The organism is Bradyrhizobium valentinum, from assembly GCF_001440405.1.
GTDB classification, from domain to species: domain Bacteria; phylum Pseudomonadota; class Alphaproteobacteria; order Rhizobiales; family Xanthobacteraceae; genus Bradyrhizobium; species Bradyrhizobium valentinum.
Genome location: NZ_LLXX01000031.1, coordinates 1 through 24,707, shown reverse-complemented (window position 1 = coordinate 24,707; position 24,707 = coordinate 1). Strand labels below are relative to the sequence as shown.

The following is a 24,707-nucleotide window of genomic DNA, read 5'->3' as shown; positions in this document are numbered from 1 at the left end:
GCTGGCCAACCAGTCGCAGCAGAGCGTGCTTCAGCTCCTGCGCTGATTTCGACGACTTCTCAAGATCAAGCGGCGGCGGGGGAAACCCCGCCGCTTTTTTGTTCTCAAGGGGCCGGCAAGGGCGAAAATGCGCTGCGCGCCCCCGGGTAAGGAAGCGTTAATCATATCCCTTAAGCCGGCGTTTACCCTAATTTAAAGGAATCTGAGTAAAACTGCGGACGTAAACTAGGAAGGTTTGATTATGTCCGTAGTTCTTTCGGCCTCGGTTCGCCAGAACCTGCTCTCGCTTCAGTCGACCGCTGATCTGCTCGCCACCACGCAGAACCGCCTCTCGTCCGGCAAGAAGGTCAATACGGCGCTCGACAATCCTACCAACTATTTCACTGCCGCGGGGCTCGATAACCGGGCCAGCGACATCAACAACCTGCTCGATGGCATCGGCAACGGCGTGCAGGTGCTGCAGGCCGCCAATACCGGCATCACCTCGCTGCAGAAGCTGGTCGATACCGCGAAGTCGATCGCCAACCAGGTGCTGCAGACGACCGGCGGCTATTCGCCCAAGTCGACGGTGACCTCGACAGCGATCGGCACCGGCACCGCGGCCGACCTCGTTGACGGCACCGTCATCGACGCCACCGACGTTCTGTCTATCGCGGCTTCCGCTGGCCATGCGGCATTCAGCTTCACCTTCACCGCCACCACGTCGCTCGATCAGTTGAATACGGCGCTGGCGGCTAGCAATTATTCGGCCAGCCTCGACAGCACCAACCAGCTCGTCATTACCACGACCAATGATACGGCGTCGTCCACGATCGGTGCGGTTACCTTCACCAACACCGGCGGTGGTACCCTGACCTTTGGGGCCGTCGCTGCGCCGGTCGCCGACGCGGCTTCGCAGACCATTCGCTCCAACTTGGTGGCCCAGTACAATGACATCATCGCCCAGATCACGACGACAGCGCAGGATGCCTCGTTCAACGGCATCAACCTGCTGTACGGTGACGATCTCAAGCTGACCTTCAACGAGACCGGCAAGTCCATCCTGAACATCAAGGGTGTGACCTTCAGCGCGGCGGGCCTTGGCCTTGCTCCGCTGGTGGCGGGCACGGACTTCCTGGACAATGCCTCGGCCAAGGCGACGATCGACAAGATAAGCAACGCGTCGAGCATGTTGCGGACGCACGCCTCGGCACTGGGTTCGAACCTGTCGATCGTGCAGATCCGCCAGGACTTCAACAAGAACCTGATCAACGTATTGCAAAACGGCTCGGCCAACCTGACGCTGGCCGACACCAACGAGGAAGCGGCCAACAGCCAGGCGCTGTCGACCCGGCAGTCGATCGCGGTGTCCGCGCTGGCGCTCGCCAACCAGTCGCAGCAGAGCGTGCTCCAGCTCCTGCGGACCTAGCGGCGACCAGAGAGAAAGAGATCGAAGGCGGCGGGGGGAGACTCCGCCGCTTTGTTTTGAGCGGCGGCGACGGAGCCGTCGCTGCCGCTTAATGATCACATTTGGTAACCGCCGCTAACCACATTTAAAGGCGCCGCCTGTATGAAAGTTGAGCAGTTTTGAAGTCCCGCGGTTCCGCGAAATCGCTCCCCATCGAGGTCAGTGTATGTCTAATGCAGCCCAAGCCTACGCTCGCACGTCGCAAACCACCGCATCCCCCCGTGAAATTGAAGCGCAGGCACTGCTGAAGGCCGCACGACAGCTCCAGGACGTCCAATCCAACTGGGCTGGTCCCGACAAGAACATGCACAACGCGCTGCTGTTCAACAGCCGGCTTTGGTCGATCTTCATGAGCGCCGTGGAGACCAACGACAACCCGCAGCCGATGGAAGTCCGTCAGAACATCGCCAATATCGGCGTCTTCGTGATGAAGCAGACCATCGACATGCAGATGGATCCGGATCCGGCCAAATTGAAGTCGCTGATCGACATCAATCGCAACCTGGCGGCGGGCCTGGCGGGCCGCGGCTGACCGGTTAAGGGAGCTCGACCATGGCTGACGTTTTCAGCATCCTGTCGGCCAACTACAAGACCGTGGGAATGGCGGTTCCATCCAAGACGCCGTATGTGCCGGTCGATCCCAAGCTCTATCAGGGCGATTGGACCGGAAAATACGCCAACAACAAGTCGTTCAAGATCTCGGTCTCGAACATCACGGGATTTCGCGCCAAGGTCCACTACCAGAGCGGCAGCACGAACAAATACGCGGACGTTCTGATCAGGGACAATGCATTCCGGATCGGTGACCTGAAGTTCATGGTGACCAAGGAAGGGACAGCGGTCATCAAGAACGTCGTCACCGACCCGGCGACCGGCGGAACGATGCTCGATACCGCCTATGCGAAGCAGAGCAAGTGAGCTCAAGCTTTTTGAATTACGCCTTGACGTCGGTGGCGAGCAGCCGCGTCGGCGCGTCCCTGGTCAGGTCGAGCGCGCGGAAGTAGGCGCGGCGGCGAAGAATGGCTTCATCGGGAAACTGCTTCACCACAAGGCTCGTCCTGGAATCGATCACCTGGTAGACGATCGAGGCGGCAGCGCGATCGATCACCACCTGATTCGACAAGGAAGCATTCGCAACATTGGCATCGACGCGTGCGCGCACGCTCGCGTCCGTCACCGTGACGCTCTGGCGCGCGGGCAATTCGGTCGCGACGGCACGACCGACCGCCTCACTTACGGGCGGTGCGATCGGCGTTGCAACCGGGGCCCCCACCGGCTTGATGCTGAAATCCGTACTCATGGCAGCCTCCTGGCTTCCCTCGAGTCAAATCCCAACCCCTCTCGGACCGCAATATAGCTCCACACCTCTCAATGGGATGTTAGGGAATACGCTAAACCCCGCGCTGACGCAGGCGCGGCAATTTAGTGAAAAATGTAGCGACCGCATGACCCGCCGGAGTGCGAGCGGCTTGGCGACGAGATCAAGCGCTTTAGAGGCTTACAGCGAGCGGCTGACCGAGAGCGGGGTGATGTTGCGCGGCCCCGGCGCGGTGCGTTGTCCCGAAGCCGTGTAGGTGCTCGGAATGTTCTTGCGCTGAATCTCGGCGTTGACGCCGCGCACGATGCCTTCGGACACCGCGTGCGCCGTCGCAAGCACGGTGAGATTGATCTGCAACATTGCGCGGAAGGTGTCGTGGTGGCGGCGCAGCGTGGTCAGCAGTTCCGGCGACACCTGGGTCAGATATTTTTGCGCGTTCTTCAGATTCTCGACCGCGACCATGTAGCGGCGCGACAGCTCGCCCTTCTTCTCCTCCAGTCGCATCGCCTCGCGAACGTTGCCGGCGCGAACCAGTTCGGTTTCGTGCTCGATGATACCGAGCAGCCCGCTCATCACGTCCATCAACTCTTCCGCGAGCTTGCGCGCCTCGGCCGGCGTGGATATCGCTTTTGCAGGCGCGGGTGCCGACGCGGTCTTTGCTTGAGGACTCTGATTCATGTTGGGTTCCTCTTTGGATCAACCGGCGCGGTTGGCTTGCTGCAGGATCAAGGTGCGGAAGACGTCGTTGGAAATGCCGATGCCGCCGGACTTGGCGAGGGATTTCGAGTATTCGTCCGTCAGCATCGAGCGCCAGACGCCGGTGCCGGGCGTATCGCCGAACGGGCCGTCGCCCTTGATGCCGGTGGTCATCTGCGAAAACATCGAGTTGAGGAACATCGCCTCGAATTCCTGGGCCTTGGCGCGCGTCTTTTTCTGCGCCTCGGGCGAAACCTTGGTCAGCGCGTCGGCGAGCTGCGGGTCGTTGCGGCCGTTGACCAGCGGAGTCTTTTTCTTCGAGTATGCGCCGATGCCGTTGATAAGGCTCGTGTCCATCACATCACCTCGATGTCGGCCTGGATCGCGCCGGCGGCCTTGATCGCCTGCAGGATGCTGATGAGATCGCGCGGACCGATGCCCAGGCCGTTGAGGCCGTCGACGAGTTGCTGCAGTGAGACGCCGTCTTTCACGACCGCAAATTTCTTGCCGTCTTCGGAAACGCTGACGTCGGTGCGTGGCGTCACCACGGTCCGGCCGCGCGACAGCGGATTGGGCTGGCTGACTTGCGGGCTCTCCGAAATCGAGACGGTGAGATTGCCCTGCGCCACCGCGACGGTAGCGACGCGAACGTCGCGGCCCATCACGATGATGCCCGAGCGTTCGTCGATCACGATCTTGGCGGCGAGGTCCGGATCGACCTGCAATTGCTCGATCTCGGTCAGGAAGGCGACGACGTTGCCCTTGAACTCCGGTGGGATCGCAAGCTGGACGGTGGAGGGATCGATCGGCTCGGCGGTTTTGACGCCGAGGAAATCATTGATGGCGGCTGCGATACGCTTGGCGGTGGTGAAATCGGCGTTGCGCAGCGCCAGCCGCACATTGGGCAGGCGATTGAGCGCGAATTCGATCTCGCGCTCGATGATGGCGCCGTTGGGGATCCGGCCGTTGGTCGGCACGCCGCGCGTGACACTGGCGGCGGCCCCTTCGGCCGCGAAACCGGCGATGGCGAGCGAGCCCTGGGCGACCGCATAGACGTTGCCGTCGGCGCCGAGCAGGGGGGTGACGAGCAGGGTGCCGCCCTGCAGATTCTTGGCATCGCCGAGCGCGGACACCGTGACGTCCATCCGCGTGCCCTGGGTGCCGAACGCCGGCAGATTGCCGGTGACCATGACGGCTGCGACGTTGCCGGTGCGGATGGTGGCGCCGCGGATGTTGACGCCCATACGCTCGAGCATCGCCTGCAGCGATTGCTTGGTGAAGGGGATGTTGTTCAGCGTGTCGCCGGTGCCGTTGAGGCCGACGACGAGGCCGTAGCCGATCAACTGGTTCTGCCGCACGCCCTCGATATTGGCGAGATCCTTGATCCGCGAGGTCGCGCCTGCGGACGAGGGTGACAGCGCCAGCATCACCAGCGCGGCGCAGGCCACCCAAATCAGTCTTGCCGAACGGATGCCGGGCATCCTGTGCTCCCCTCGAGATCTTCAACCGGACCGCTGGCGCCACTCCCATGACGGCGGTCCGCCATTAACTATGCGAGCGCCGTGCCATGTCGCGGTTTCGATGCAATGCTTTGATATTGCTGAATGTTCGCCGGAGCCATGATGCCGCGGCGGTTCACCACGATGGGCGAAACTGCCGCACGTCGGCAGATTTTGCCGGGCCGTTTACGCGTCATTAACCATAAGAAGGCGAAGGTCCCTCTACTCTCACGGCGAGATCACCACGATGCGCATCTACGGACCGAACGGCACCACGCTTGGATCGCCCGCGAGCCACACGCGGCGAACCAGTTCGACCGGCTTCTCGCTGCCGGAAACGCCGACGACGCCTGAAGAGCCGCGCTCGGCCACAGCGCCCAAGGCAGCCGGCAACATTGATGCGCTGCTCGCGCTGCAAGGTGTCGAAGATCCGACCGAGCGCCGCAAGCGTTCGGTGGCGCGGGGCAGGGGCGCGCTCGACGTGCTCGACGAACTCAAGATCGGGTTGCTCTCCGGCAATCTCGACGCCTCGACGGTGAACCGGCTGCGCGACGCGGCCGCGAATTTGAAATCCTCCTCCGGCGATCCCGGCCTCGACGCGGTATTGTCCGAGATCGAGCTGCGGGTTGAAGTCGAGCTCGCAAAGGCCGGACAGTTCTAGCTCCGACGGTCATTGCCCGGCTTGACCGGGTGGTCGGCCGAGAGGCCGCGACGTACTGGATGCCTCGCTTGAAGCGGGGCATGACAGCAGTGGATGGCCTTACGCCGCCATATCCTTGCGCGTCGCGTCGTAACGGCGCTGCGCGTTCAACACCTCCTTCAGGTTCTTCTCCGCCCATTCCCGCAAAGGATCGACGGCGTCGGCGAGCGTGGCGCCGAGCGGGGTGATCGAATACTCCACCGTCACCGGCACGGTTGCGATCGCACGGCGCCTGATCAGTCCGTCGCGTTCGAGCGATTTGAGAACCTGGCTGAGCATCTTCTGCGAGATGCCTTCAATCATCCGCCGTAACGCATTGAAACGCATCGGCTCGTCGCGCACGAGAAGCAGGATTAACACCGCCCATTTGTCGCCGACGCGATCGAGAATCTGCCGTGTCGGGCAATCGGCCGAATAAGCGTTCGGGGTTTTCGAATTGGTGGCTTTCACGGCGGTTACTCCGGCGTAATCAGGTGACCCAAAAGTGCTCTCTTCACACTTACATCCCTTTCGCTATCTAGTCACCATTGGATACCACATTCGCGTATCGCAAGGGAGACTTCCATGAAAATCGCCGTCATCGGCGCTTCCGGCAATGCCGGCTCGCGCATAACAGCCGAACTCGCCCGCCGCGGCCATAGCGTGACCGCCATCGCCCGCCATCCCGAAAAGATGGCCCAGCAGGCCAACGTCACGCCGACCAGGGGCGACGTCATGGACCAGGCCGGCCTTGCCCGTTTGCTCGCCGGCCATGACGCCGCGATCAGCTCGGTCCACTTTCTCGCCAGCGACCCGGTCAAGCTGATCGCCGCCGCCAGGGAATCGAAGGTTGGCCGCTACCTCGTCGTCGGCGGCGCCGGCAGCCTCGAAGTGGCCCCGGGTGTCCGGCTGGTCACCACCCCGGGCTTTCCCGTGGCATACAAGGCAGAAGCCGAGAAGGGCGCCGCCTTCCTCGATCTGCTCCGAGCCGAGAAGGAACTCAATTGGACCTTCTTGTCGCCATCGGCCCTGTTTACGGCCGGCGAGCGGACCGGCAAGTTCCGCCTTGGGACCGACCAGCTTTTGACCGCTGCCGACGGCAAAAGCTCGATTTCCTTCGAGGATTTCGCAGTTGCGCTCGCCGACGAGATCGAGCGCCCGGCCCATATCCGCCAGCGCTTCACGGTCGGCTACTAGACCGGCGGGCCGCTCCGATAGTTTTGCCTGTGCAAGGCCTTGGGGGAGGGTACCCCCAAGGGGATGGCCGATATTGTCTGTCACAACCCGCCGCTATATAAGGCCCGCGCGGACGGACAATTTTCCGCCCCGCCTTGCACGTGAAGATGGGCTGGCCTTGGAAAAGTTGAAGAACTATCGACCCTCCGAAAAAGAGCCTTTCATGAACGACCGGCAGCGCGATTATTTTCGCGCCAAGCTATTGGCGTGGAAGGACGAGATCCTGAGGGAATCGAAGATAACCCTGCAGACCCTTCAGGAAGAGAACGTCAATCATCCGGATCTAGCTGATCGCGCCTCTTCCGAAACCGATCGCGCCATCGAACTGCGCGCCCGCGACCGCCAGCGCAAATTGATCTCCAAGATCGACGCCGCGCTGCAGCGCATCGAGGACAACACCTACGGCTACTGCGAGGAGACCGGCGAGCCGATTTCTCTGAAGCGGCTGGAGGCCCGTCCGATTGCAACGCTGTCGGTGGAAGCGCAGGAACGTCACGAGAAGCGCGAAAAGGTTTATCGGGACGAGTAGGACAATGTCTAACGCCTGACGGCCGCGTACGGTCCGCGCCGCAGGCTGCAAACGAGAAAGCCGCCGCTGATGGACAAAATTCTCGCGGCCGCACAAACCATCGCCACTGCCCGCCGCAATCGTACGCCGCTGGCCTCGCTTCCCGCTGAGCTCGCGCCCGGCGATGAGGCGGAAGGCTATCGTATTCAACGTGCGGTCCACGACCTGCTGCTGCCGCAGACAGGCGCCCTGGTCGGTTACAAGATCGGCTGCACCAGCGCGGTGATGCAGCAATATCTCGACATCCCCCATCCCTGCGCCGGGGGCGTGTTCGACAAGGGCGTGCATGAGAGCGGTGCGAGGCTTCGCTTCGGCGATTACGTGCGCGTCGGCGTCGAATGCGAGATCGCGGTGCGGCTGGCGCGCAATTTGTCGCCGAGCGAAGAGCCGTTCACGGCGGAGTGGGTGATGGAGGCGATCGAGGCCTATTTCCCTGCGATCGAAATCGTCGATGACCGCTACGTCAAATGGGAGACGATGGGCGCGCCGACGCTCGTCGCGGACGATTTCTTTGCCGCCGGCTGCGTGCTTGGCAAGCCGGTTCCACGCACCAAGGCGCCGGATCTGCTCAAGGTCGCGGGCCGCGCCCTCATCAACGGCGAGGAAGTGGGCCGCGGCGCCGGCGCCGACGTGCTCGACCATCCCCACAATGCGCTTGCCTGGCTCGCCAATCACTTGGCCGAGGAGGGTAAGGGCCTTCATGCGGGGCAGATCGTGCTCACGGGTAGTCTCGTGAAGACCGTGTGGCTCAAGGCCGGCGACAGCGTGAAGATGGAGCTCGACGGGTTGGGCACGGTGGCAGTCAATTTCCGGAATTGAGTGGCGGCGATGGCAGAGAGTGTTCCCTCGGTTCTCGAAGCCGAGGCCAGAGGTGAAATCGCCGACATCTATGCCGACATCCGGAAAGTTCTCGGCACCGGCGTGGTCAATCTGATCTGGCGCAACCTCGCGACCATGCCGGGTGCGCTGGAATGGACGTGGTCGACGGTGCGGCCGCTCTATCTCGGCGACGCGCCATTGCATGCCGAAGCCGTGAGGCGAACGATCGCGCTGCCGGATTGGCCCGGCTTCTCCACGGATACCTTGCTCGCCGCCGGTGTGGACGAGACCGAACGTGCGCTCATTCGTGACGTGCTCGACAGCTATCAATACACCAACGCGCTCGCGCTCGTCGTGCTCTCGGCGCTGCTGGTGCATTACGAGCCGCGACCGGCCGATGCCGTGGCGCCTGCCGCGACCGCGCCAAAACCGTCCGGCGCCAAGATTCCGGAGTTGCCGCCAATGGATGCGCTCGATCCCGAAGTGGCGGCGCTGGTCGGCGAATTGAATTCCTTCGGCGAAGACACCGAACCGCAACTGATCGCGAGCATGTACCGGCATCTCGCTTACTGGCCGGCCTACCTCGCGCTGGTGCGAACCATGCTGGCGCCGCTGCAGCGGGAAGGGCGGCTGAATGCGCTGACGCTTTCGACTCGCGCGCTTGGGTATGCCCATGGCGCGGTTCTCGCGTCGCAACTGAAACCTAACACGCCGCCGGATACGCTGAAGGGCGCGCTTGCTTCCTGCCGCCTGTTCGTCGAACATCCGATCGCTCGCATGACGGCGCTCTGCGCCCTGATCCAGCGCGCGACGCCGGAGTGAGACGTCAGCCGTCGGAGCACTTCAACACGGACTTATCCCAGAATGCCTTGATCGCATTGAAGGGTACGGTCAGTCGTTCCCGATTGCCCATGAATCGCAGCAAGACCTCGAAGCGGTCGTCCTTTATGTGCAACTGCTCGAAGTCCTGCTGCAGGATGATGGTCATATCGTCGGGGTATTTCGACTTGAGGCCAAGCGACAGTTTCACGCCATCGGCGTGGGTGCGGAACGTGATATTGACCGGCCGCTGCTCCGAGGCGAGCTTGAGCGTCTCGGCAATCGTGGAGCGCGCAGTCGGCTTGCTGCACGGCTCGGCGAACGCAGGCGAGGCCGGGATGAGGATCGCGAGGAGGAGAAGCGCTGCCGTACGAGAGATGGTCATACCCCACACTTGCGGGGTATCCAGTACGCCGCGACCTGTCGTGTCCATCACTACTGTCTCTGGAATACTCGATCGCCTGCCTGCGCCGACGAATGACAACGGGGTGTGTATGTTCGCGTTGCCGCGGCTCGCTCCACCCGGGTCATGCTAACCGGTTCCATCAAAAAAGAAAGAGGGCGGAGGAATGCCGGGTGTCTTAGCACTCGCAGCCGCGTGCATTGGTCGCAAGCACACGGTGTTTACCATGGATCGACCGGCGCTTCCTGTGCAATGGTTTAACAGCTTATGTCGTGCTCCCCGGGCGACGATTCGTCCTGCCACCATCGTCGGCGAATTAATGGTTAACGGAAAAGCCGGCCGGCCCGGACGATTTTGCTGCCCGCAGCTTCCTTAACCGCGCATCAGCCGACCATTTGCTGCCGATCGAAGTCCTGGCATCGAAAGTCCTTGGCGAGGGCATTTAAGCACCGTTCGTCTGCGCGCCATTGCTCGCTCACGGAAAACCGCCCTGCGACAAACTTGCGCGCCCGACGCTGCCGCGTCCACCGGGTCCCCGCCCAAACGTCGTGACCATGGCCCAGCGTAAACCAGCAGCCGCAATTGGTTCGTGGGGCGCGCACCAGGGAAACGGCCATGAAGATGAAATCCGTTTCGCTCGGAGCTTTCGCACTCGCCAGCACCGCCGCGCTCGCACAGGGCAACACCGTGGGCGGTAACTCGCAGGCGGGCGGAAGAGCGTCGAAAGAGCACGGGCGACAATGTGAACGACAGCACGACGACCGGCAGCTCCAGGCCTTCGCCGAAGGACGCCAGCACGCAGGGACCGCCGGCGCCGTCGACAGGAAGGGCGACGCCCCCGGCGGAACCATGAAGAAGTGAGATCCGGCAGGAACGATTCTAGGTCGGGAAAATTGTGCAATCGTGTCTTCAGACACGCGGTAACTTCATAAGGCTCCGGCGCAATCTTCCCCCGAGAGGGCGCCGGGGCCTGTTTTTTCGCGGCCTTCACCTCGATTGCCTGGCAAAGCCAGCATTGCTGCCGTCACAGGCTGATGACATACGCGCTCATCGCCAGCAAAACGGCGACGCTTACAGCGATAATGATCAAGAAGAATTTTCCCATCGCTCGGCCTCTTGAGGTCCCAACGCAAAGCAGCAGGAATAGTTCTCTGCTGACTAACAACGGAGGCTCTGCGTTCGCAGACAGCCAAGCAAAAGGCCCGCCATCGAGGCGGACCTTTCGCATGTCAAGGCGTGAACCACGATCAGATCGCGACGCCGTAGTAGTCGTTGACGGCGCGGGTCCTGGTCGGATCGCTCCAGTTCCAGGTGTTGTCGTTGCGGTAATGCGGCGCGTCCTTGAGCTGCGACTCCGTCACGCCGGTAACGTAGCCGCCGAGCGAAGTGTCGTATTTCAGCGATTGCCAAGGCAGCGGATAATGGTCGTCGCCGATGCCGAGAAAGCCGCCGAAGGAGAGCACGGCGTAAGACACTCTGCCGCTCTTCTTGTCGATCATGACGCGCTCCATCGAGCCGATCTTGTTGCGATCGGCGCCATAGACCGCAGTTCCCTCGACCTTGTCGCTGCCGATCAGGTTGCCGGTTTCGTTTGCTTTCAAAGACATGGTTCCCTCCGATGAGGTTGATAGTTGAAAAACGAAGGGGTGCGGGGAAACGTTCCGGAGGGGAAGGGTTGCGCATCGACGCACGGCCACGAGACCCGAGTAGCGCAGCATCCTGTCAATGATTTTCAGATTGACCACGGTTTCCGCCAGTAGTGCTGGCGCCATCAACTAACAGTGACCCCGGCAATGTGAAATATCTCACGCGGCCACAATGAGCCCGGACCTACGAAGGCCCTGTTAGCGTAGGAGGGAAACGTGCGTTTAGTATTTCTTGCCCTCGTGACCTCGGCAATTGTCTTCTTCACCGGCCTTAGCGCTGCCTCTGCGAAGGATTACCCCTATTGCATTCAGGGTGACGACTTCGCCCACGGGCCGAGCGAGCGCATCTTCGCGACCAACGCGTAGCGCCAGGCCGCGCCTTCGGGCCGGACGGCACCGACAATCGCAACTTTAGCGCCAACGCCCAACTCATTGACAAGAGCCGTGCACGTCGCCGTTCAAACATCGGACCGCGCGAATAGCATTCACAGAACGGCACAGCACGTCCATCACCTGCTGGCCGTAGCGGGCATGCGAACCGCCGCAGGGCTTTCCCCTGCGTGGCTCGGCTGCTATTGTTCCGATCGAGAGCCTGAATGGCCCACGAGACGACACAGGGAGATGACGGATGGCAAGGACGTTGGTGACGATGGCCGGCGCTGCCGTGCTGACCGGGGTGCTGGCTGCCTTATCGGCGCCGGCGATGGCGCAATATCCCGACCGCCCCATCAAGATGATCGTGCCATGGGCCGCTGGCGGCGATACCGACAATATCTTCCGGCCGTTCGCCGCCGAACTCCAGAAGCACATCGGCCAACCGGTGGTCGTTGCCAATGTCAGCGGCGCATCCGGCACCACCGGCGCGCGCGAGGCCAAGGCTGCGGCGCCCGATGGCTATACGGTCTACGCCGTGCACGACTATATCCATCTGACGTTCTACGCGGGCATCAGTGACGTTAAATACAGCGACTTCGAGCCGATCTGCCTGGTCTCAGCGACGCCCTCGGTGCTGACCGCGAGCGCCAAAACGCCCTGGAAGAACTGGCAGGAGCTCGCCGACGACGCCAAGAAGCGGCCGGGCGAGATCACGGTCGGCGCCACGCTCGGCTCGACAAGCCATATCTTCCCGGCAATGATCGAGAAGGCAGCCGGCGTGAAATTCAAGTTCGTGTCCTACGACGGCCTGGCCCCGCGGATGAACGCGCTGCTCGGCGGCCACATCAACCTCACCGACTCCAACCTGACGCAGAAGGGCAAGGTCGAAGCCGGCGTGCTGCGCTACATCGCGATCGCGAGCGAGAAGCGCGATCCGGAAGCGCCCGACGTGCCGACGCTCAAGGAACTCGGCATGAACATCGTGTACGAAGTGGCGCGCGGCATATTCGTCCCCAAGGGGACGCCCGCGCCGGTGCGCGCCAAGCTCGAGGAGGGCTGCGCCAAGGCGACCAAGGAGCCGAGCTTCGCTCAAGCGATGAAATTGCAGGGCACCCGCGTGGCGTTCCTCAATGCCAATGACTATGCGCAGTTCCTCGCCAAAATCGACAACGAGAACAAGATCGTCATGACCGATCTCGGTCTGATTAAGAAATGAGTATCGGCCGCGACGGAATTGCCGGGCTGGTCCTGCTCGCGATCAGCCTGGTCCTTCTGGTCAAGTCCTTCCAGCTTCCATCCCTTCCCATCGTTCCGGTCGGGCCGGGCTTTTACCCGGCCATCGTGCTGTCGCTGATGGCGGCCGCGAGCGCGCTGCTGGTCCTGCAGGACCTCTTGAAGCGCCGCGCGCCGGCCGGCGTGGGCGATGCGCCGCGACGAAATTATCGCCTGGTCGTGATCGCATTCGCGATCGTCGGCGCCTATGTGGTGCTGCTGCCGCTTCTGGGATTTCGCGTCGCCACCGTCTTGTTCGTCGGCGCGTTGCAGGCCGCGTTGGACCGTCCGCGAACGGTGCGGCAATGGGTTGTGCTCGCCACGATCGCGCTCGGCACAGCCGCGGCGAGCTATTTCATCTTCGAACGATACCTGCTGGTGCTGCTGCCACGCGGCGCGTGGACGGGTTTCTGATGCTCGATTTGCTCTGGAACGGCCTCGTCAACATCGCCCAGTGGAAATACTTGTTGCCGCTGTTTGCCGGCACGTTCATCGGTGTGGTCGGCGGCTCCCTGCCGGGCGTCACCATCACCATGACCGTTATCGTGGTGCTGCCGTTCACCTACGGGCTCGATCCGCTGGCGGGCCTTGCGGCGATGACTGGCGTCTATGTTGGCGGATCGACCGGCGGCCTCATCGCCTGCTGTCTGCTCGGCATTCCGGGCTCGCCCGCTTCGATCGCCACCACGTTCGACGGTTTTCCAATGGCGCGCAACGGCGAGCCGGGCCGCGCCATCTGGCTCGGCGTCTGGGCTTCGGTCTGGGGCGGCCTGCTCGGCGCTTTGTTCCTGGTGTTCCTCACCGGGCCGCTTGCGGCGATCGCGCTGGAATTCGGACCGTGGGAATACTTCTCGCTGTTCGTGCTCGCCATGGCGATGGTAGCGGGTCTCACGGAGTCCTCGCTCCTCAAGGGACTGATCTCGACCGCCATCGGGTTGTTGATCACGGTGGTCGGCCACGATCCGATCGGTAGCGTGCCGCGCTTTACCTTCGGCTCGCAGTTCATCGGTGGCGGCTTTCCGTTCCTCCCCGTGCTGATCGGCATTTTCGCTTTCGCGCAGATCATGACAGATCTGGAGAAGCTGAATTCGCCGCGCGGCCAGCCGGCGCAATCGCTGGTCGGGGTCAAGCTTGAGCGTTTCTCGCACCTCAAGGTGAACCTGGAAATCTTCAAGCAGCCGTTCCTGCTCGCGTGGGCAACGATCGTCGGGCTGATCATCGGAATCCTGCCTGCCATCGGCGGCAGCGCATCGAGCGTCATGGCCTATGACCAGGCCAAGAAATTCTCGAAAACGCCGGAGCGTTTCGGCAGGGGGCACCCCGAGGGCATCATCGCTTCGGAAGCCTCGAACAACGCCAATGTCAGCGGCTCGCTGATGACCATCATGGCATTCGGTATTCCCGGTGACGCCGTCACCGCCGTGATGCTCGGCGCGATGACGATCCACGGCATTCAGTCGGGACCGCTATTCATCTCGCAAAATCCCGACATCGCCTATGGCATCTATGCGGCCTACATCCTGGCGCACCCCTGCATGCTCTTGATCTGCGTTATGCTGATGCCGCTGATGTTGCGCGTGACCTCGGTGCGGATGGCGGTGCTGGCGCCGGTCGTGCTCGTGCTCTGCGTCGTCGGCGCTTACGCTCTCAACAACACGATGCAGAGCGTCTATGTGCTGCTGCTGTTCGGCGTCGTCGGCTACGTGCTGGTCAAGCTCGGCTTTCCGCTCGCGCCCCTGATCCTGGGCCTAATTCTCGGCGACCAGATCGAGATCAACCTTGTGCGTGCGATCATGACCGACGCGAATCCCTGGCTCTTCCTGACGCGGCCGATTTCCGGCTTGCTGCTGCTGGCGGCGGCGACTTCGGTCGGGCTGGCCATATGGCAGCATTGGCGCCACCAGAACCGGATGGCTGAGGAAGAGCCGGATTTTTGAGCCGTAACGAGGTGCCGTTCGGCAGCCTGCGTCGCGGCGATTGTAGTGGCGAGCGGCGTCTAACTTCGGCTTCCAGCGCTGGCGGCTTCGGAAAGAATCCAGCGTAACCCTGCCTCCACGCCATCCGTTCACCTCACAGTGAGCCGGCGATGTGAAATGGCTCATGCTGCACTTCTCGAATCGGACCTAGGAAAGGAGCGGGCGACTTAAATTGCAGGAGAGAAAAATGCGTACCGTAGTTATTGCTCTCGCGACGTCCGCAGCCATTTTTGCTACCGCCTCAACTCCGTCAGCAGCACAGACATATCCATACTGTCTTCAGGGCGACGAATACGCCGGCGGGGCAGGCGACTGCAGCTTCTCGACCTACGCGCAGTGCCAAGCGAGCGCTTCAGGCCGAACGGCCTCCTGTGGACTCAATCGCCACTTCAGTGCCAACGCCCAACTGGTCGTCAAAGTCCGCCCTCGTCATCGTTCGAACTGATATCGTCCGAGCGGCATGGCAATGAGCTGCGGCCTCCGCCGGGGAAGCCGACGGAGGCCGTCGAACATCGCGTCGCGTCCAGGTTGGCAAGGGGACGAAGGAGCGCGCTGCCGCCGATCCAGGCCCGACGCAACCACCAGCCGAGCTCTTTAGATCGATCGCTGTTGCCGGCCGGCGAAGAGACCGTAGACAAAGAGCACAATGATAGCGCCGACCACCGCACCGATCAGACCCGCGCCTTCTCCGGGGCTGTACCATCCGAGCGCCTGGCCGAGATACGTCGCCACGAAGGCGCCGACGATGCCCAATATGGTGGTGAGAATGAAGCCTGAGGGCTCGTTGTCTCCAGGCATAATGAACTTGGCAATCACGCCGGCAATGAAACCAATGATGATCGTCCAAAGTATGCCCATCTCGATGCTCCGTTCCTGATTGCCCCGACGTCACGTCCATCAATTCATGCTGCGGGCAAACGGCCGTCCGGCGTGTATTTGTCGACGGCCGCCGGAAGCTCGCGCGACAATCTCGCCAGGATTTCCTCCTGCGACAGTCCGGTCTGCTGTTCGAGTTGTGCCAGAACGTCGGAGCCGATCGCCTGCTTCAATTCCGGGGGCGAGACATCCTTGTTCGGGCCCTGATTGACCCAGGATTCAGCCTTGTCGCCCTGGCCGTTTTGCTGGAACCTATCGAGCAGTTCGCCGATCCCGCCGTTGAGGAGGCCGCCAACCCCGGCGCCGCCCAACATCCCGCTCAGATTGCCCAGCAAGCCGCCCAGGGGTTGCTGACCGGCGCCTGCATTCGGCTGGCCGCCCCCAGCGCCCTTGAGAAGTTCTGCCAGTTTGTCGCGGTTTTGATATCCGGCAATGGCGAGTAGCCCGAGAAGGGCAGTCATCGATGGCATTCCGCGGCTCATGGTCGGCTCCCTGTAGTTCGGTGCTGTCAGGAACGCAGGGCGGAAGCTTCGGTTCCAATGCGTGAGCGGCCGTAAGGAAGACACACGCGCCCGTGCCGCCGCAAGCTCAAGATGATGCACTCGCGGGAACGACCACGGCCTCCGCCAGGGGAGCTGGCGGAGGCCGCGTTGATACACTTCATCGCGCCTAGGTTCGCAATGGAGTGTGGGAGCTCTAAGAAAAACTAGAACGGCAGCAGCACGTCCATCACCTGCTGGCCGTAGCGGGGTTGTTGCACGTCGGTGATCTGGCCGCGGCCGCCATAGGCGATGCGCGCCTGCGCGATCTTCGAGGAATCGATGGTGTTGTCGCTCTGGATATCCTCGGGGCGGACGATGCCGGCGACGATCAGTTCGCGGATTTCAAAGTTGACGCGGATTTCCTGCTTGCCTTCGACCACGAGATTGCCGTTCGGCAGGACCTGCGTCACCACGGCGGCGACGTTGGTCTGCAATGCTTCCTGGCGGTTGACCGAACCCTTGCCGTCGCTCGACGACGTCGAATCCGTGGTCAGGATCTTGCCGGGCAGGATCTTGTTTGCCTGCGTGATCGTGCTTGACCCAATGAAATCGGTGATCCCCGAGTCTTCCTTGCTGGAGCGGCTGCGCTGGGTCTCGTTGGCAATGTTGGCCCTGTCGGTGATGTTAACGGTTACCGTCAAGAGATCGCCGATCCGCGCCGCACGCTGATCCTTGAAGAAGGCGCGCGAGCCGTTCCGCCACAGCGAGTTGGCGTTGTAGGAAGCCTGCTCCGGCTTCGGCATCGGCATCTGCACCGGCTTGTAGCCGGGTTGCGTGGTCGGGTTTTCGATCTCCGTCAGCCTCGGCTTTTCGCCAATCTGCGACAGACGGTCGATCGAGGAACAACCGCTCGCAACGGCGGCCAGCGACAACATGGCGCCTGTGAGAATGATGCGGTTGATACGGGAGAATGACATTTACATTACTCGGCTTTTGGAGCGACTGGCGAATTGACGGTGGCGACGGCGACGGGCGTTGCGGCCGGCCTGGCGCCCAGCGAAGAGGTGGCATCGCTGATCTGCGCCGGGCGCGGCGTCGCGACCATGATCGAAATCTGGCCGCGGCCGGTCACGGTGCCGGACAGCGTGCGCTTCGACTGCAGGTTCATGACGTTGACGACGTCGCCTTCGGTGCCGCTCTCCAGCGCCTTGCCGCGCATGGTGAGGTAGATTCCGGGCGCCTCGTAGATCAACGTGACGTTCTGGTCGCGCTGCACCAGATCGGGCTTGGCGAGATCGGCGGTCCGGATCGCCTGGCCGGCGCGAAGCTGGCGGCGGGCCTGCATGCCCACTGCGCGGTCGCGCGCGGCGGCATCAGCGCCGACTTCCGCTTTCGGGCGGCGCTCGACCACCACGTCGGATGATTTCAATATCTCATTGCGCTCGACATTGCGCGCCAGCACCGCGGCTTCGACGGTCTCGATCGCCGTGCCGGTGAAACGCAGCTTGGCCGGTGCGGCGCCGTTCTCGTTGGTGATTTCAAAGGTGACGTCGAAGCGGCCGTTGCGGTTATCGTAGCGCACGATGCCTGCCTGCATGCCGCCGGTGAAGCCGGCGTCGAGCCTGACGTCACTGGGATCCCGGTCGAAGGTCAGCGACAGATTGGCGGCGTCGCCCAGGCCATTGCGGCGCTCCAGCGCGCGGGCGATCTGCAGCTCGATGTCTTTGCCTTCGAGCGTGCGGGCGAGACGCGTAACCGAAATCTCCTTAAGGTCGCGGGTGTCGACGCCGATCACATGATGGGTGCGAAGGGTGTTGAGCACCTGCGCCACCGGCAGCGAGCCCGTGGTGCCCAGATCCGGCGCACGGTAGATCGCGATTTGCGCGGCGCTGCCGGCATTGTCGATGACATCGCCGATCCGCACGATGTCGGCCGATACCTGCACATGGGACCGCAGCACCGGCGCTGCGATGATGTCGCGGCTCGCAAAAGTGTCCTGCCGGGTCTGGGCTGCGGCGGGCGCAAGGCCTGCGAGCAGCGCGGTGGCGAGGAGGAGGGCGCGGGCGGTCATGACCAGTCCTTTAGCGGAACATGTTGGAGGTGGATTGCAGCATCTGGTCGGCCGCACTAACGACCTTGGCGTTCATCTCATAGGCGCGCTGGGCGGCGATCAGGTCGGAGATTTCGGTCACCACTTCGACATTGGCTTGTTCGAGATTGGCCTGCTGCATGTCGCCAAAACCGTCGGTGTTGGCGATGCCATCCTGCGGCGTGCCGGAAGCCGGGGTGTCGGTGAACAGGTTGTCGCCGATCGGGTTGAGGCCGGCCTTGTTGATGAAGCGCGTCAGCCCGATCTGTCCGACCAGCGTCGGGGTGGTCGAGCCCGGCAGCATCACCGTGAGTTGGCCCTGCGCGTTGATGGTGATCTGCGAGGAATTCTGCGGGATCGTGATCGTCGGCTGCACCGGGTTGCCCTGCGCGGTGACGACACGGCCCTGCGCGTCCATCATGAACGAGCCGTCGCGGGTGTAGGCGTAGGTGCCGTCGGGCACCTGGATCTTGAAGAAACCTTCGCCGCGGATCGCGACGTCGAGATCGTTGCCGGTCGGCGACAGCGTGCCCTGGCCCATCAGGCGCGGCGTGCCGACGGTCTTGACGCCGCCGCCGATATCGACGCCGACCGGCAGGATGGTGCCCTGGTCGGAAGCCTGCGCGCCGACCCGGCGCACATGGTCGTAGATCAGGTCCTGGAACGCCGCGCGCTGCTTCTTGTAGCCGGTGGTGCGCATGTTGGCGATATTGTTGGAGATCACCTGAACGTTGAGTTCCTGTGCCGCCATGCCGGTCGCTGCTGTGTAGAGTGCGCGCATCGATCTATTCCTTAAGCGTTATGCCGGAACGTCGGCGAGTTTTTCGACTGCGGTTCGGTGCAGTTCGTGCTGCTGTTGCAGCATCGCCGAGATCTGCGTGTAGGTGCGCGTGATCTCGATCATGCGGCTCATTTCGTGGACGGAATTGACGTTCGACTTCTCGATGTAACCCTGGCGCACGCGCGAGGTGGTGTCAGGCTGGGCGGCGACGCCCTGGCCGGCGGAATAGAGGTTGCTGCCTTCCTTCACGAGCTTTTGCGCGTCGGCAAAATTGACCAGCCGCAGCTTGCCGCGAATGGAGTCGGTGCTGCCGGAGCCCTCGAGCACGGTGACGTTGCCGTCGGCGGCAATGCTGATTTCCTTGTCGGTCGGCTGGAATACGATCGGGCCGGAGGTGCCCATCACGGGATGGCCGCCGGCGGTCACGAGCTGTCCCTGGTTGTTGATCTGCAGGCCGCCGTCGCGGGTGTAGCGTTCGCCGGCCGGCGTCTGCACCACCAGAAAGGCGTTGCCGTCGATCGCGACGTCGAGCGGGTTCTTGGTCTGCTCGGAGGGGCCGGCCGAGAAATCGTGGAAGGTGGCGCGGTCATGTACGAAGGAGACGCGGCGGTCGGCGCGCATGAAATTGTCTTCATGCGCCGGCGAGCGCAGATATTCCTCGAAGAGCGACCGGTCGGCCTTGAAGCCCGTCGTGTTGATGTTCGCGACATTGTTGGCGACGACATCCAACTGCCGTTCCAACGTCATCTTCCGCGAAAGTCCGACGAGAAGCATATTCTCCATCGGTGGATCTCCCCTTGATCGATCCGAAGCAGGCTCTCCCAAGCCCGCGGTCCGGATCCGTCGTAAACCTTTGGGCTCTCCCAAGCCGGCAGGTCACGCCGGTTACTCAGCGAAAGCCGTGCCAAGTCGGGAAGTGCTGATTTTTTAAGGAGTTGGGCGTTTTTCAGGGCGCGGGGCGGGCGGCAGAAAGGTCTTGTTGACCATGTTTGCCCGGCAGATTTTTCCTACTTGGGCGCTAATGGAAAGGTTCCGTTAACCATTATTACCCTAGCGTTGCACGTGTAGAGAGCGCGTGTGCGCTGGCGGCTTTTGTTTCGCGTTGTGGGGGCATCGTTACCCAGGCTGGTGGCAACCGCGTTCGTTTTTCGAAATCGAAGCGGGCGGGGCAATGGCTGACAACGAGCAGGCGGAAGGCGCAGACGGCGCAGAAGCCGCATCGTCGAAAAAGGGCAAGCTTAAGCTGATCATTGCCGTGGCGGGGTTCGTCGCCATCGTCGGCGCCGGTGCCGGCTGGTTCTTCCTGCTGCGCGGCCATGGCGAAGAGAAACACGCCGAGGCGCCGCCGCCGAAGCCGCCGTCCTTCGTCGAAGTGCCCGACATGATGGTCAACCTGGTCGGCGCCCCCGGCGAGCGGGTGCAATATCTCCGCGTCAAGGTCGTGCTCGAGATCAAGGATGAAAAGCACGTCGAGGGCATCAAGCCGAACCTGCCGCGGGTCACCGACCTGTTCCAGACCTACCTGCGCGAATTGCGTCCTTCCGACATCAACGGTTCGGCCGGGCTGTTTCGCCTCAAGGAAGAGCTGACCAAGCGGGTCAACAACGCGGTGGCGCCGCAGCAGGTGAGCGCCGTGCTGTTCAAGGAAATCGTCGTGCAGTGATGGGACAGATCTAGCATCATGGCCGGCAACCAAGACCAGATGGACCAGGACGCCATTGCCGCGCAATGGGAAGCCTCCCTGGATTCCGAGGATCCCGCGGCGGCCGCGGAAGAAGCTGCCGCCAATGAACTCTCCGAGAGCATGGCGCTGCAATGGGCGGCCATGGTCGAGGATGGCGGCCGCGAATTCGGCAACAAGAACTCCGGCGAGCGGGTTCTGTCGCAGGAAGAAATCGACAATCTGCTCGGTTTCACCGTCGGCGACGTCAATCTCGACGACCATTCCGGCATTCGCGCCATCATCGATTCCGCGATGGTGTCCTATGAGCGTCTGCCGATGCTCGAAATCGTGTTCGACCGCCTGGTGCGGCTGATGACCACGAGCCTGCGCAACTTCACCTCCGACAACGTCGAAGTCTCGCTCGACCGCATCACCTCGGTTCGCTTCGGCGACTACATGAATTCAATTCCCTTGCCGGCGGTGCTCAGTGTGTTCAAGGCCGAGGAGTGGGAAAATTTCGGCCTTGCGACGGTCGATTCCAGCCTGATCTATTCCATCATCGACGTGCTGCTCGGCGGCCGGCGCGGCCAGACCTCGCTGCGGATCGAGGGCCGGCCCTACACCACGATCGAAACCAACCTGGTCAAGCGGCTGGTCGAGGTAGTGCTGGCCGATGCCGAGCAGGCGTTCCGGCCGCTCTCGCCGGTAACGTTCTCGATCGACCGGCTCGAAACCAATCCGCGCTTTGCCGCGATCTCCAGGCCCGCCAACGCCGCGATCCTGGTGCGGCTGCGCATCGACATGGAAGATCGCGGCGGCAATATCGAATTGCTGCTGCCTTACGCGACCATCGAGCCGATCCGCCCGGTTCTGCTCCAGATGTTCATGGGCGAAAAGTTCGGCCGTGATCCGATCTGGGAAGGACATTTCGCGACCGAAGTGGCGCAGGCCGAGATATCGGTCGATGCCGTGCTGTACGAAGCCGACATTCCGCTCAAGCATCTGATGAAGCTGAAGGTCGGCGACACCCTGCCGCTGGAGATGCGCCCCGACGCGCTGGTGTCGGTCCGCTGCGGCAACGTCACGCTGACCGAAGGGAGGATGGGCCGGGTCGGCGACCGCGTCGCCATCCGCGTCACCAAGCAGTTGCGCAAACCCAATACCACCTTCGCCATGTTCGAGAAGGCCGACGAGCAAACCAAGTTGATGGAGGCACAATGAGTCATGCCCTTGGCATTGTAATCGAGAGTCTGGTCGCGGTGCTGCTGATGCTCACGATCGGCTATTGCATGCTGCTCAACAAGCGGTTGAAGCGGCTGAAGGCGGACGAGCATTCGCTGAAAGCCACCATCGCGGAACTGATCACCGCGACCGAAATCGCCGAGCGGGCGATCGGCGGCCTCAAGCACACCGTGCGCGACGTCAATGAGAATCTCGGCAGCCAGCTCACGGCGGCGACGCAGATGGCGGGGCATCTGAAGAACATGCTGGCTGAAGGCGATGGCGTCATTCGTCGTCTGTCCAAGATCGCGATCGCGGCGCGGCCTTCCCAGGAGGCCGAACCCGCAGCGCCGAAAATCTCTTCCGCCAAGGCGGTTGCCGCGGCGGCTGAGGCATTCTCCGAACGCAGAAGGGCCAGTGGCCTCGCCGCATGAAATCGTTTCGCGACATCCGCGTCATTCCGGTCGTGCTGGTCGCGATCTTCGGCCTTGCTGTGCTGAAGGTCGCGGGCCTCGTGATCGATGGCGGATACGTGTTCGATTATCAGGTCAGCGCGCCGGCCAAGCGCTCGTGGGCACAGGACAATCTGGGTTATCCCGGCAGGGCTCAGGTCGATCCCGCCGACATCACCGGCTCGGTCAAGAAGGAAGAGGCGCCGAAGCCGGCTGCGCCTGCCACCGAGGCGCCGAAGCCCGATGGCGTCGTCGTGTTTCCCGACCAGAACCCGCAATCGGTGTCGCCGTCGGAGCGCGCCATTCTGGAGCGGCTGCAGGCGCGGCGCCAGGAACTGGAGCAGCGCGCGCGTGAAATCGAAATTCGCGAAAGCCTTTTGAAGTCAGCCGAAAAGCGCATCGAGGGCCGCGTCGAGGAAATGAAGGCGACCGAGGCAAAGATCTCGACCGCGACGGGGCAAAAGGCAGAGCAGGACGCCGCCCGCTTCAAGGGCATCATCACGATGTACGAGGGCATGAAGCCGAAGGACGCCGCCAAGGTATTCGACCGGCTGGAAATGTCCGTGCTCTACGAAATCGCCTCCCAGATCGCGCCGCGCAAGATGTCGGATATCCTGGGTTTGATGCAGCCGGAAGCGGCCGAACGGCTGACGGTCGAACTGGCCCGCCGCGCCGGCACCGACAAAACCGCACCCGTTGCCGAACTGCCGAAGATCGAAGGCAAGATCCTGCAGCAAAAGCCCAATTGACGCCTGATGCCGGCGGCCCGGCAAAAAGCGCATTGGCGCCGCCCGGTCAGAACCTACGCGGCCCCGACGAAACGAACGAGCGGTGGGCCACGGCAAGCGCGCCGCGCTCGTTAGTTTCGAGGGCGATCTTCTGCGCCAGCATCACGTCGCCCGCGACAAGGTCGCCATCCGGAACAAAGCACCATTTGCAGACATGGTGGCCCGTGCAGTTGAGTTCCTCGATGTTCGTTTGCGTGCCGTGGTGTATCCGATAGCGTGTCCCGGTGTCGCTGCCGATGACGTCGAAATATCGGAATCGCTCGTAGCAGGCGCGCTGCTTCGGCGAGAGCCAACCCTTCAAGAGCGAGAGGGCTCGCGCCTCAGTTTCGAAGCGGAACGATTTGCTGCAGGAACCAGATCGCGCCACCACCAGCGAAAGAGCCGAAAGCAGCACCGTGCCAAGCAAAGCCAGGATGAACGAGCTTAGCGCCAGGATGATCTGCTGGGTCACCGCTGTCAGCCACCGACAAGCCGCGGATAAAACAGCGTTTCCTCCGCCGTCGGGTCGAAGGAGCGGATAACCCGTTGCTCGCCGGGCCCCGATCGAACCGCTGCCGTAAAGCCTGCGCCGGTCAATTCCTTGAAACGCCGCTCGGCCTTTTCGACCTCCGCGCGATCATGGACGTCGAATGTATGCCGGGTGTCGCCTGTACGATCCATCACGATCTGGGTTGCCATTTCACGCACTCCGAATTGGCTGCCTGAGGCAGGTTTGGCGACCCGGGAGCGTTGGTTGTTTGACTGCCGGCCCTGCGTCCCGGGTCCATCATTTCCCTAAGACGGGATGGCTGATGTTGGTTCCATCCCTCGTGAGATTAAAGATGATGATCGTGGCACGAGCGCGGCTCTGGCGATTGCCGAAGCCGTGAGCCTGCGGTGTCCGCCTGACAATCGCGAGAAGGGGCCGAATTCCGACCGATACTGCGCTCTACCTGGGCGCACATCTGCCCCTTCAACGAAATCAATAAGTTGACGTTAACAAAGCCTTAAGCCGGCCAATCCAAGATTCCAACGCGGGGGGCGAGAGCGCTTCGCCGCTGAATTCATTGAGGGCACGAGATCTTCTGGATGGGGCGAAAGGCTGCCGCTGGAATTGGGTCGCCGGGCCGCGCATTGGCGCGGGCGGCGAAGCGTTGCCTTCATAATTGCGGCCAACCGCTTGCCCTTGCTTTGCTATTTGCCGCTCTCACGTTTTCGCACCCCTGCCGCGCCGAGGATCCGGTCCGGGGGGAGGCGACATTTACGGCAGGAGGCGGCTTCGCGCGCCTGGTATTGAAGCTGGCGGAAGACGTCGAATCCGACGTTTCCACCGCAGGTTCGATCATCATCATCCACTTCAAGCGCCCGGTGGCTATTCCCGTCGACAAATTGTCGGACGCCGTTCCCGATTATGTCGGCTCGGCGCGGCGCGATCCCGACGGCACGGCGATCCGGCTGTCGCTGGCGCGGCGGGCAACCGTCAACACCATGACGGCCGGGGAGCGGATTTTCATCGACTTCCTGCCCGATAGCTGGACCGGTCCGCCGCCCGCGCTTCCCGCCGCGGTCGTGCGCGAATTGGCGGAGCGGGCACGCGCCGCCGAGCGGGCGCTGCGCGCGCAG

33 protein-coding genes and 1 pseudogene are annotated in these 24,707 nt (G+C 62.6%); 19 read left to right on the top strand and 15 right to left on the bottom strand.

Annotated features, from left to right (window positions below; translation table 11 throughout):
- Nucleotides 1-238: 238 nt before the first annotated feature.
- The 3 genes from CP49_RS05645 to CP49_RS05635 all read left to right on the top strand — a co-directional run bounded on the left by CP49_RS05645 (nucleotide 239) and on the right by CP49_RS05635 (nucleotide 2,365).
- Nucleotides 239-1,408, top strand: a complete 1,170-nt coding sequence (locus CP49_RS05645) for a flagellin N-terminal helical domain-containing protein (RefSeq protein WP_156438078.1) — start codon at nucleotides 239-241, stop codon at nucleotides 1,406-1,408.
- Between the two features lie 205 nt (nucleotides 1,409-1,613).
- The gene (gene flaF, locus CP49_RS05640) at nucleotides 1,614-1,979 is read left to right on the top strand and encodes a flagellar biosynthesis regulator FlaF (RefSeq protein WP_057849313.1); all 366 of its coding nucleotides are present in this window, start codon (nucleotides 1,614-1,616) and stop codon (nucleotides 1,977-1,979) included.
- Nucleotides 1,980-1,999: 20 nt separating this feature from the next.
- On the top strand, nucleotides 2,000-2,365 hold the full coding sequence (locus CP49_RS05635; protein ID WP_057849312.1) for a hypothetical protein: 366 nt from the start codon (nucleotides 2,000-2,002) through the stop codon (nucleotides 2,363-2,365).
- Between the two features lie 16 nt (nucleotides 2,366-2,381).
- Here the strand turns inward: CP49_RS05635 and CP49_RS05630 are convergent, their stop codons facing one another.
- From CP49_RS05630 to CP49_RS05615, 4 genes are all read right to left on the bottom strand, one after another.
- Nucleotides 2,382-2,747 (bottom strand): hypothetical protein, encoded by a 366-nt coding sequence (locus tag CP49_RS05630; RefSeq protein WP_057849311.1) that lies wholly within the window; start codon nucleotides 2,745-2,747, stop codon nucleotides 2,382-2,384.
- Between the two features lie 198 nt (nucleotides 2,748-2,945).
- A complete protein-coding gene (locus tag CP49_RS05625) occupies nucleotides 2,946-3,443 on the bottom strand; it encodes a hypothetical protein (RefSeq protein ID WP_156438074.1) in 498 nt (165 codons plus the stop codon).
- Between the two features lie 18 nt (nucleotides 3,444-3,461).
- Nucleotides 3,462-3,818 (bottom strand): flagellar assembly peptidoglycan hydrolase FlgJ, encoded by a 357-nt coding sequence (gene flgJ, locus CP49_RS05620; RefSeq protein ID WP_082645880.1) that lies wholly within the window; start codon nucleotides 3,816-3,818, stop codon nucleotides 3,462-3,464.
- The gene (locus CP49_RS05615) at nucleotides 3,818-4,942 is read right to left on the bottom strand and encodes a flagellar basal body P-ring protein FlgI (protein WP_057849310.1); all 1,125 of its coding nucleotides are present in this window, start codon (nucleotides 4,940-4,942) and stop codon (nucleotides 3,818-3,820) included. The genes flgJ and CP49_RS05615 overlap by 1 nt, the downstream gene beginning before the upstream one ends.
- Nucleotides 4,943-5,207: 265 nt before the next feature.
- Between CP49_RS05615 and CP49_RS05610 the strand changes: the two genes are divergently transcribed.
- Entirely contained in the window at nucleotides 5,208-5,621 is a 414-nt protein-coding gene (locus tag CP49_RS05610) for a flagellar assembly protein FliX (protein WP_057849309.1), read from the top strand.
- 99 nt (nucleotides 5,622-5,720) lie between these two features.
- Here the strand turns inward: CP49_RS05610 and CP49_RS05605 are convergent, their stop codons facing one another.
- Nucleotides 5,721-6,110 (bottom strand): winged helix-turn-helix transcriptional regulator, encoded by a 390-nt coding sequence (locus CP49_RS05605; protein ID WP_057849308.1) that lies wholly within the window; start codon nucleotides 6,108-6,110, stop codon nucleotides 5,721-5,723.
- 114 nt (nucleotides 6,111-6,224) lie between these two features.
- Here CP49_RS05605 and CP49_RS05600 point away from each other — a divergent pair, with 114 nt between their 5' ends.
- From CP49_RS05600 to CP49_RS05585, 4 genes are all read left to right on the top strand, one after another.
- Nucleotides 6,225-6,836: an NAD(P)-dependent oxidoreductase gene (locus tag CP49_RS05600; RefSeq protein WP_057849307.1), complete on the top strand. Its 612-nt coding sequence runs from the start codon at nucleotides 6,225-6,227 to the stop codon at nucleotides 6,834-6,836.
- A gap of 202 nt (nucleotides 6,837-7,038) precedes the next feature.
- Nucleotides 7,039-7,404 (top strand): RNA polymerase-binding protein DksA, encoded by a 366-nt coding sequence (gene dksA, locus CP49_RS05595; protein ID WP_092509290.1) that lies wholly within the window; start codon nucleotides 7,039-7,041, stop codon nucleotides 7,402-7,404.
- Nucleotides 7,405-7,473: 69 nt separating this feature from the next.
- Nucleotides 7,474-8,262: a 2-keto-4-pentenoate hydratase gene (locus tag CP49_RS05590; protein ID WP_057849306.1), complete on the top strand. Its 789-nt coding sequence runs from the start codon at nucleotides 7,474-7,476 to the stop codon at nucleotides 8,260-8,262.
- Between the two features lie 9 nt (nucleotides 8,263-8,271).
- Nucleotides 8,272-9,084: a hypothetical protein gene (locus tag CP49_RS05585; protein WP_156438072.1), complete on the top strand. Its 813-nt coding sequence runs from the start codon at nucleotides 8,272-8,274 to the stop codon at nucleotides 9,082-9,084.
- Between the two features lie 4 nt (nucleotides 9,085-9,088).
- Here the strand turns inward: CP49_RS05585 and CP49_RS05580 are convergent, their stop codons facing one another.
- Nucleotides 9,089-9,514 (bottom strand): ClpXP protease specificity-enhancing factor SspB, encoded by a 426-nt coding sequence (locus CP49_RS05580; RefSeq protein ID WP_057849304.1) that lies wholly within the window; start codon nucleotides 9,512-9,514, stop codon nucleotides 9,089-9,091.
- A 585-nt stretch (nucleotides 9,515-10,099) separates the two neighbouring features.
- On the opposite strand from CP49_RS05580, the gene CP49_RS05575 reads away from it, so the two are divergent.
- On the top strand, nucleotides 10,100-10,345 hold the full coding sequence (locus CP49_RS05575) for a hypothetical protein (protein ID WP_057849303.1): 246 nt from the start codon (nucleotides 10,100-10,102) through the stop codon (nucleotides 10,343-10,345).
- Nucleotides 10,346-10,731: 386 nt separating this feature from the next.
- On the opposite strand, the gene CP49_RS05565 is transcribed toward CP49_RS05575, so the two are convergent.
- Nucleotides 10,732-11,091 (bottom strand): PRC-barrel domain-containing protein, encoded by a 360-nt coding sequence (locus CP49_RS05565; protein WP_057849301.1) that lies wholly within the window; start codon nucleotides 11,089-11,091, stop codon nucleotides 10,732-10,734.
- Nucleotides 11,092-11,346: 255 nt separating this feature from the next.
- Between CP49_RS05565 and CP49_RS44315 the strand changes: the two genes are divergently transcribed.
- The 5 genes from CP49_RS44315 to CP49_RS42300 all read left to right on the top strand — a co-directional run bounded on the left by CP49_RS44315 (nucleotide 11,347) and on the right by CP49_RS42300 (nucleotide 15,198).
- Nucleotides 11,347-11,496, top strand: coding sequence for a DUF3551 domain-containing protein (locus CP49_RS44315; protein WP_156438070.1), 150 nt, complete (start codon nucleotides 11,347-11,349; stop codon nucleotides 11,494-11,496).
- Nucleotides 11,497-11,758: 262 nt separating this feature from the next.
- The gene (locus tag CP49_RS05560) at nucleotides 11,759-12,721 is read left to right on the top strand and encodes a Bug family tripartite tricarboxylate transporter substrate binding protein (protein WP_057849300.1); all 963 of its coding nucleotides are present in this window, start codon (nucleotides 11,759-11,761) and stop codon (nucleotides 12,719-12,721) included.
- Nucleotides 12,718-13,191 carry a tripartite tricarboxylate transporter TctB family protein gene (locus CP49_RS05555; RefSeq protein WP_057849299.1) on the top strand — a complete coding sequence of 158 codons (474 nt, stop codon included), beginning with the start codon at nucleotides 12,718-12,720 and terminating at the stop codon, nucleotides 13,189-13,191. Before CP49_RS05560 ends, CP49_RS05555 begins: the two co-directional genes overlap by 4 nt.
- A complete protein-coding gene (locus tag CP49_RS05550; protein WP_057900682.1) occupies nucleotides 13,191-14,714 on the top strand; it encodes a tripartite tricarboxylate transporter permease in 1,524 nt (507 codons plus the stop codon). The genes CP49_RS05555 and CP49_RS05550 overlap by 1 nt, the downstream gene beginning before the upstream one ends.
- Before the next feature lie 226 nt (nucleotides 14,715-14,940).
- Nucleotides 14,941-15,198: a DUF3551 domain-containing protein gene (locus CP49_RS42300; RefSeq protein WP_082645878.1), complete on the top strand. Its 258-nt coding sequence runs from the start codon at nucleotides 14,941-14,943 to the stop codon at nucleotides 15,196-15,198.
- 149 nt (nucleotides 15,199-15,347) lie between these two features.
- Here CP49_RS42300 and CP49_RS05545 read toward each other — a convergent pair whose 3' ends face one another.
- From CP49_RS05545 to flgF, 6 genes are all read right to left on the bottom strand, one after another.
- A complete protein-coding gene (locus tag CP49_RS05545; RefSeq protein WP_057849297.1) occupies nucleotides 15,348-15,611 on the bottom strand; it encodes a GlsB/YeaQ/YmgE family stress response membrane protein in 264 nt (87 codons plus the stop codon).
- A gap of 44 nt (nucleotides 15,612-15,655) precedes the next feature.
- Nucleotides 15,656-16,111, bottom strand: a complete 456-nt coding sequence (locus CP49_RS05540) for a YidB family protein (protein ID WP_057849296.1) — start codon at nucleotides 16,109-16,111, stop codon at nucleotides 15,656-15,658.
- A gap of 224 nt (nucleotides 16,112-16,335) precedes the next feature.
- Complete coding sequence (gene flgH / locus CP49_RS05535) at nucleotides 16,336-17,088, bottom strand: flagellar basal body L-ring protein FlgH (RefSeq protein WP_057849295.1); 753 nt, start codon at nucleotides 17,086-17,088, stop codon at nucleotides 16,336-16,338.
- Nucleotides 17,089-17,093: 5 nt separating this feature from the next.
- Nucleotides 17,094-18,182, bottom strand: coding sequence for a flagellar basal body P-ring formation chaperone FlgA (gene flgA / locus CP49_RS05530; RefSeq protein ID WP_057849294.1), 1,089 nt, complete (start codon nucleotides 18,180-18,182; stop codon nucleotides 17,094-17,096).
- Nucleotides 18,183-18,192: 10 nt separating this feature from the next.
- Nucleotides 18,193-18,981: a flagellar basal-body rod protein FlgG gene (flgG, locus tag CP49_RS05525; RefSeq protein WP_057849293.1), complete on the bottom strand. Its 789-nt coding sequence runs from the start codon at nucleotides 18,979-18,981 to the stop codon at nucleotides 18,193-18,195.
- 18 nt (nucleotides 18,982-18,999) lie between these two features.
- Nucleotides 19,000-19,764, bottom strand: coding sequence for a flagellar basal-body rod protein FlgF (gene flgF, locus CP49_RS05520; RefSeq protein WP_057849292.1), 765 nt, complete (start codon nucleotides 19,762-19,764; stop codon nucleotides 19,000-19,002).
- A gap of 388 nt (nucleotides 19,765-20,152) precedes the next feature.
- Here flgF and fliL point away from each other — a divergent pair, with 388 nt between their 5' ends.
- From fliL to CP49_RS05500, 4 genes are read left to right on the top strand one after another with little or no spacing between them, the layout of a single operon-like run.
- Nucleotides 20,153-20,644 carry a flagellar basal body-associated protein FliL gene (gene fliL, locus CP49_RS05515; protein WP_057849291.1) on the top strand — a complete coding sequence of 164 codons (492 nt, stop codon included), beginning with the start codon at nucleotides 20,153-20,155 and terminating at the stop codon, nucleotides 20,642-20,644.
- A gap of 18 nt (nucleotides 20,645-20,662) precedes the next feature.
- Nucleotides 20,663-21,865 (top strand): flagellar motor switch protein FliM, encoded by a 1,203-nt coding sequence (gene fliM / locus CP49_RS05510; protein ID WP_057849290.1) that lies wholly within the window; start codon nucleotides 20,663-20,665, stop codon nucleotides 21,863-21,865.
- Nucleotides 21,862-22,299 carry a DUF6468 domain-containing protein gene (locus CP49_RS05505; protein WP_057849289.1) on the top strand — a complete coding sequence of 146 codons (438 nt, stop codon included), beginning with the start codon at nucleotides 21,862-21,864 and terminating at the stop codon, nucleotides 22,297-22,299. The genes fliM and CP49_RS05505 overlap by 4 nt, the downstream gene beginning before the upstream one ends.
- Nucleotides 22,296-23,066 carry a MotE family protein gene (locus CP49_RS05500; RefSeq protein ID WP_057849288.1) on the top strand — a complete coding sequence of 257 codons (771 nt, stop codon included), beginning with the start codon at nucleotides 22,296-22,298 and terminating at the stop codon, nucleotides 23,064-23,066. Before CP49_RS05505 ends, CP49_RS05500 begins: the two co-directional genes overlap by 4 nt.
- A 46-nt stretch (nucleotides 23,067-23,112) precedes the next feature.
- Here the strand turns inward: CP49_RS05500 and CP49_RS05495 are convergent, their stop codons facing one another.
- Together CP49_RS05495 and CP49_RS05490 are read right to left on the bottom strand one after the other, a co-directional pair.
- Nucleotides 23,113-23,556, bottom strand: a complete 444-nt coding sequence (locus CP49_RS05495; protein WP_245310519.1) for a hypothetical protein — start codon at nucleotides 23,554-23,556, stop codon at nucleotides 23,113-23,115.
- A 5-nt stretch (nucleotides 23,557-23,561) separates the two neighbouring features.
- The gene (locus tag CP49_RS05490) at nucleotides 23,562-23,783 is read right to left on the bottom strand and encodes a hypothetical protein (RefSeq protein WP_057849287.1); all 222 of its coding nucleotides are present in this window, start codon (nucleotides 23,781-23,783) and stop codon (nucleotides 23,562-23,564) included.
- A gap of 390 nt (nucleotides 23,784-24,173) precedes the next feature.
- Here CP49_RS05490 and CP49_RS05485 point away from each other — a divergent pair.
- Nucleotides 24,174-24,707 (top strand): annotated as a pseudogene (locus tag CP49_RS05485) (tetratricopeptide repeat protein); the annotation flags it as partial.

What these genes read in the sequence shown, in the direction of transcription:
- flaF (WP_057849313.1), top strand. Translation starts at nt 1,614, where the DNA reads ATGTCTAATGCAGCCCAAGCCTACGCTCGCACGTCGCAAACCACCGCA.
- CP49_RS05635 (WP_057849312.1), top strand. Translation starts at nt 2,000, where the DNA reads ATGGCTGACGTTTTCAGCATCCTGTCGGCCAACTACAAGACCGTGGGA.
- CP49_RS05630 (WP_057849311.1), bottom strand. Translation starts at nt 2,747, where the DNA reads ATGAGTACGGATTTCAGCATCAAGCCGGTGGGGGCCCCGGTTGCAACG.
- CP49_RS05625 (WP_156438074.1), bottom strand. Translation starts at nt 3,443, where the DNA reads ATGAATCAGAGTCCTCAAGCAAAGACCGCGTCGGCACCCGCGCCTGCA.
- flgJ (WP_082645880.1), bottom strand. Translation starts at nt 3,818, where the DNA reads ATGGACACGAGCCTTATCAACGGCATCGGCGCATACTCGAAGAAAAAG.
- CP49_RS05615 (WP_057849310.1), bottom strand. Translation starts at nt 4,942, where the DNA reads ATGCCCGGCATCCGTTCGGCAAGACTGATTTGGGTGGCCTGCGCCGCG.
- CP49_RS05610 (WP_057849309.1), top strand. Translation starts at nt 5,208, where the DNA reads ATGCGCATCTACGGACCGAACGGCACCACGCTTGGATCGCCCGCGAGC.
- CP49_RS05600 (WP_057849307.1), top strand. Translation starts at nt 6,225, where the DNA reads ATGAAAATCGCCGTCATCGGCGCTTCCGGCAATGCCGGCTCGCGCATA.
- dksA (WP_092509290.1), top strand. Translation starts at nt 7,039, where the DNA reads ATGAACGACCGGCAGCGCGATTATTTTCGCGCCAAGCTATTGGCGTGG.
- CP49_RS05590 (WP_057849306.1), top strand. Translation starts at nt 7,474, where the DNA reads ATGGACAAAATTCTCGCGGCCGCACAAACCATCGCCACTGCCCGCCGC.
- CP49_RS05585 (WP_156438072.1), top strand. Translation starts at nt 8,272, where the DNA reads ATGGCAGAGAGTGTTCCCTCGGTTCTCGAAGCCGAGGCCAGAGGTGAA.
- CP49_RS05580 (WP_057849304.1), bottom strand. Translation starts at nt 9,514, where the DNA reads ATGGACACGACAGGTCGCGGCGTACTGGATACCCCGCAAGTGTGGGGT.
- CP49_RS05575 (WP_057849303.1), top strand. Translation starts at nt 10,100, where the DNA reads ATGAAGATGAAATCCGTTTCGCTCGGAGCTTTCGCACTCGCCAGCACC.
- CP49_RS05565 (WP_057849301.1), bottom strand. Translation starts at nt 11,091, where the DNA reads ATGTCTTTGAAAGCAAACGAAACCGGCAACCTGATCGGCAGCGACAAG.
- CP49_RS05560 (WP_057849300.1), top strand. Translation starts at nt 11,759, where the DNA reads ATGGCAAGGACGTTGGTGACGATGGCCGGCGCTGCCGTGCTGACCGGG.
- CP49_RS05555 (WP_057849299.1), top strand. Translation starts at nt 12,718, where the DNA reads ATGAGTATCGGCCGCGACGGAATTGCCGGGCTGGTCCTGCTCGCGATC.
- CP49_RS05550 (WP_057900682.1), top strand. Translation starts at nt 13,191, where the DNA reads ATGCTCGATTTGCTCTGGAACGGCCTCGTCAACATCGCCCAGTGGAAA.
- CP49_RS42300 (WP_082645878.1), top strand. Translation starts at nt 14,941, where the DNA reads ATGCGTACCGTAGTTATTGCTCTCGCGACGTCCGCAGCCATTTTTGCT.
- CP49_RS05545 (WP_057849297.1), bottom strand. Translation starts at nt 15,611, where the DNA reads ATGGGCATACTTTGGACGATCATCATTGGTTTCATTGCCGGCGTGATT.
- CP49_RS05540 (WP_057849296.1), bottom strand. Translation starts at nt 16,111, where the DNA reads ATGAGCCGCGGAATGCCATCGATGACTGCCCTTCTCGGGCTACTCGCC.
- flgH (WP_057849295.1), bottom strand. Translation starts at nt 17,088, where the DNA reads ATGTCATTCTCCCGTATCAACCGCATCATTCTCACAGGCGCCATGTTG.
- flgA (WP_057849294.1), bottom strand. Translation starts at nt 18,182, where the DNA reads ATGACCGCCCGCGCCCTCCTCCTCGCCACCGCGCTGCTCGCAGGCCTT.
- flgG (WP_057849293.1), bottom strand. Translation starts at nt 18,981, where the DNA reads ATGCGCGCACTCTACACAGCAGCGACCGGCATGGCGGCACAGGAACTC.
- flgF (WP_057849292.1), bottom strand. Translation starts at nt 19,764, where the DNA reads ATGGAGAATATGCTTCTCGTCGGACTTTCGCGGAAGATGACGTTGGAA.
- fliL (WP_057849291.1), top strand. Translation starts at nt 20,153, where the DNA reads ATGGCTGACAACGAGCAGGCGGAAGGCGCAGACGGCGCAGAAGCCGCA.
- fliM (WP_057849290.1), top strand. Translation starts at nt 20,663, where the DNA reads ATGGCCGGCAACCAAGACCAGATGGACCAGGACGCCATTGCCGCGCAA.
- CP49_RS05505 (WP_057849289.1), top strand. Translation starts at nt 21,862, where the DNA reads ATGAGTCATGCCCTTGGCATTGTAATCGAGAGTCTGGTCGCGGTGCTG.
- CP49_RS05500 (WP_057849288.1), top strand. Translation starts at nt 22,296, where the DNA reads ATGAAATCGTTTCGCGACATCCGCGTCATTCCGGTCGTGCTGGTCGCG.
- CP49_RS05490 (WP_057849287.1), bottom strand. Translation starts at nt 23,783, where the DNA reads ATGGCAACCCAGATCGTGATGGATCGTACAGGCGACACCCGGCATACA.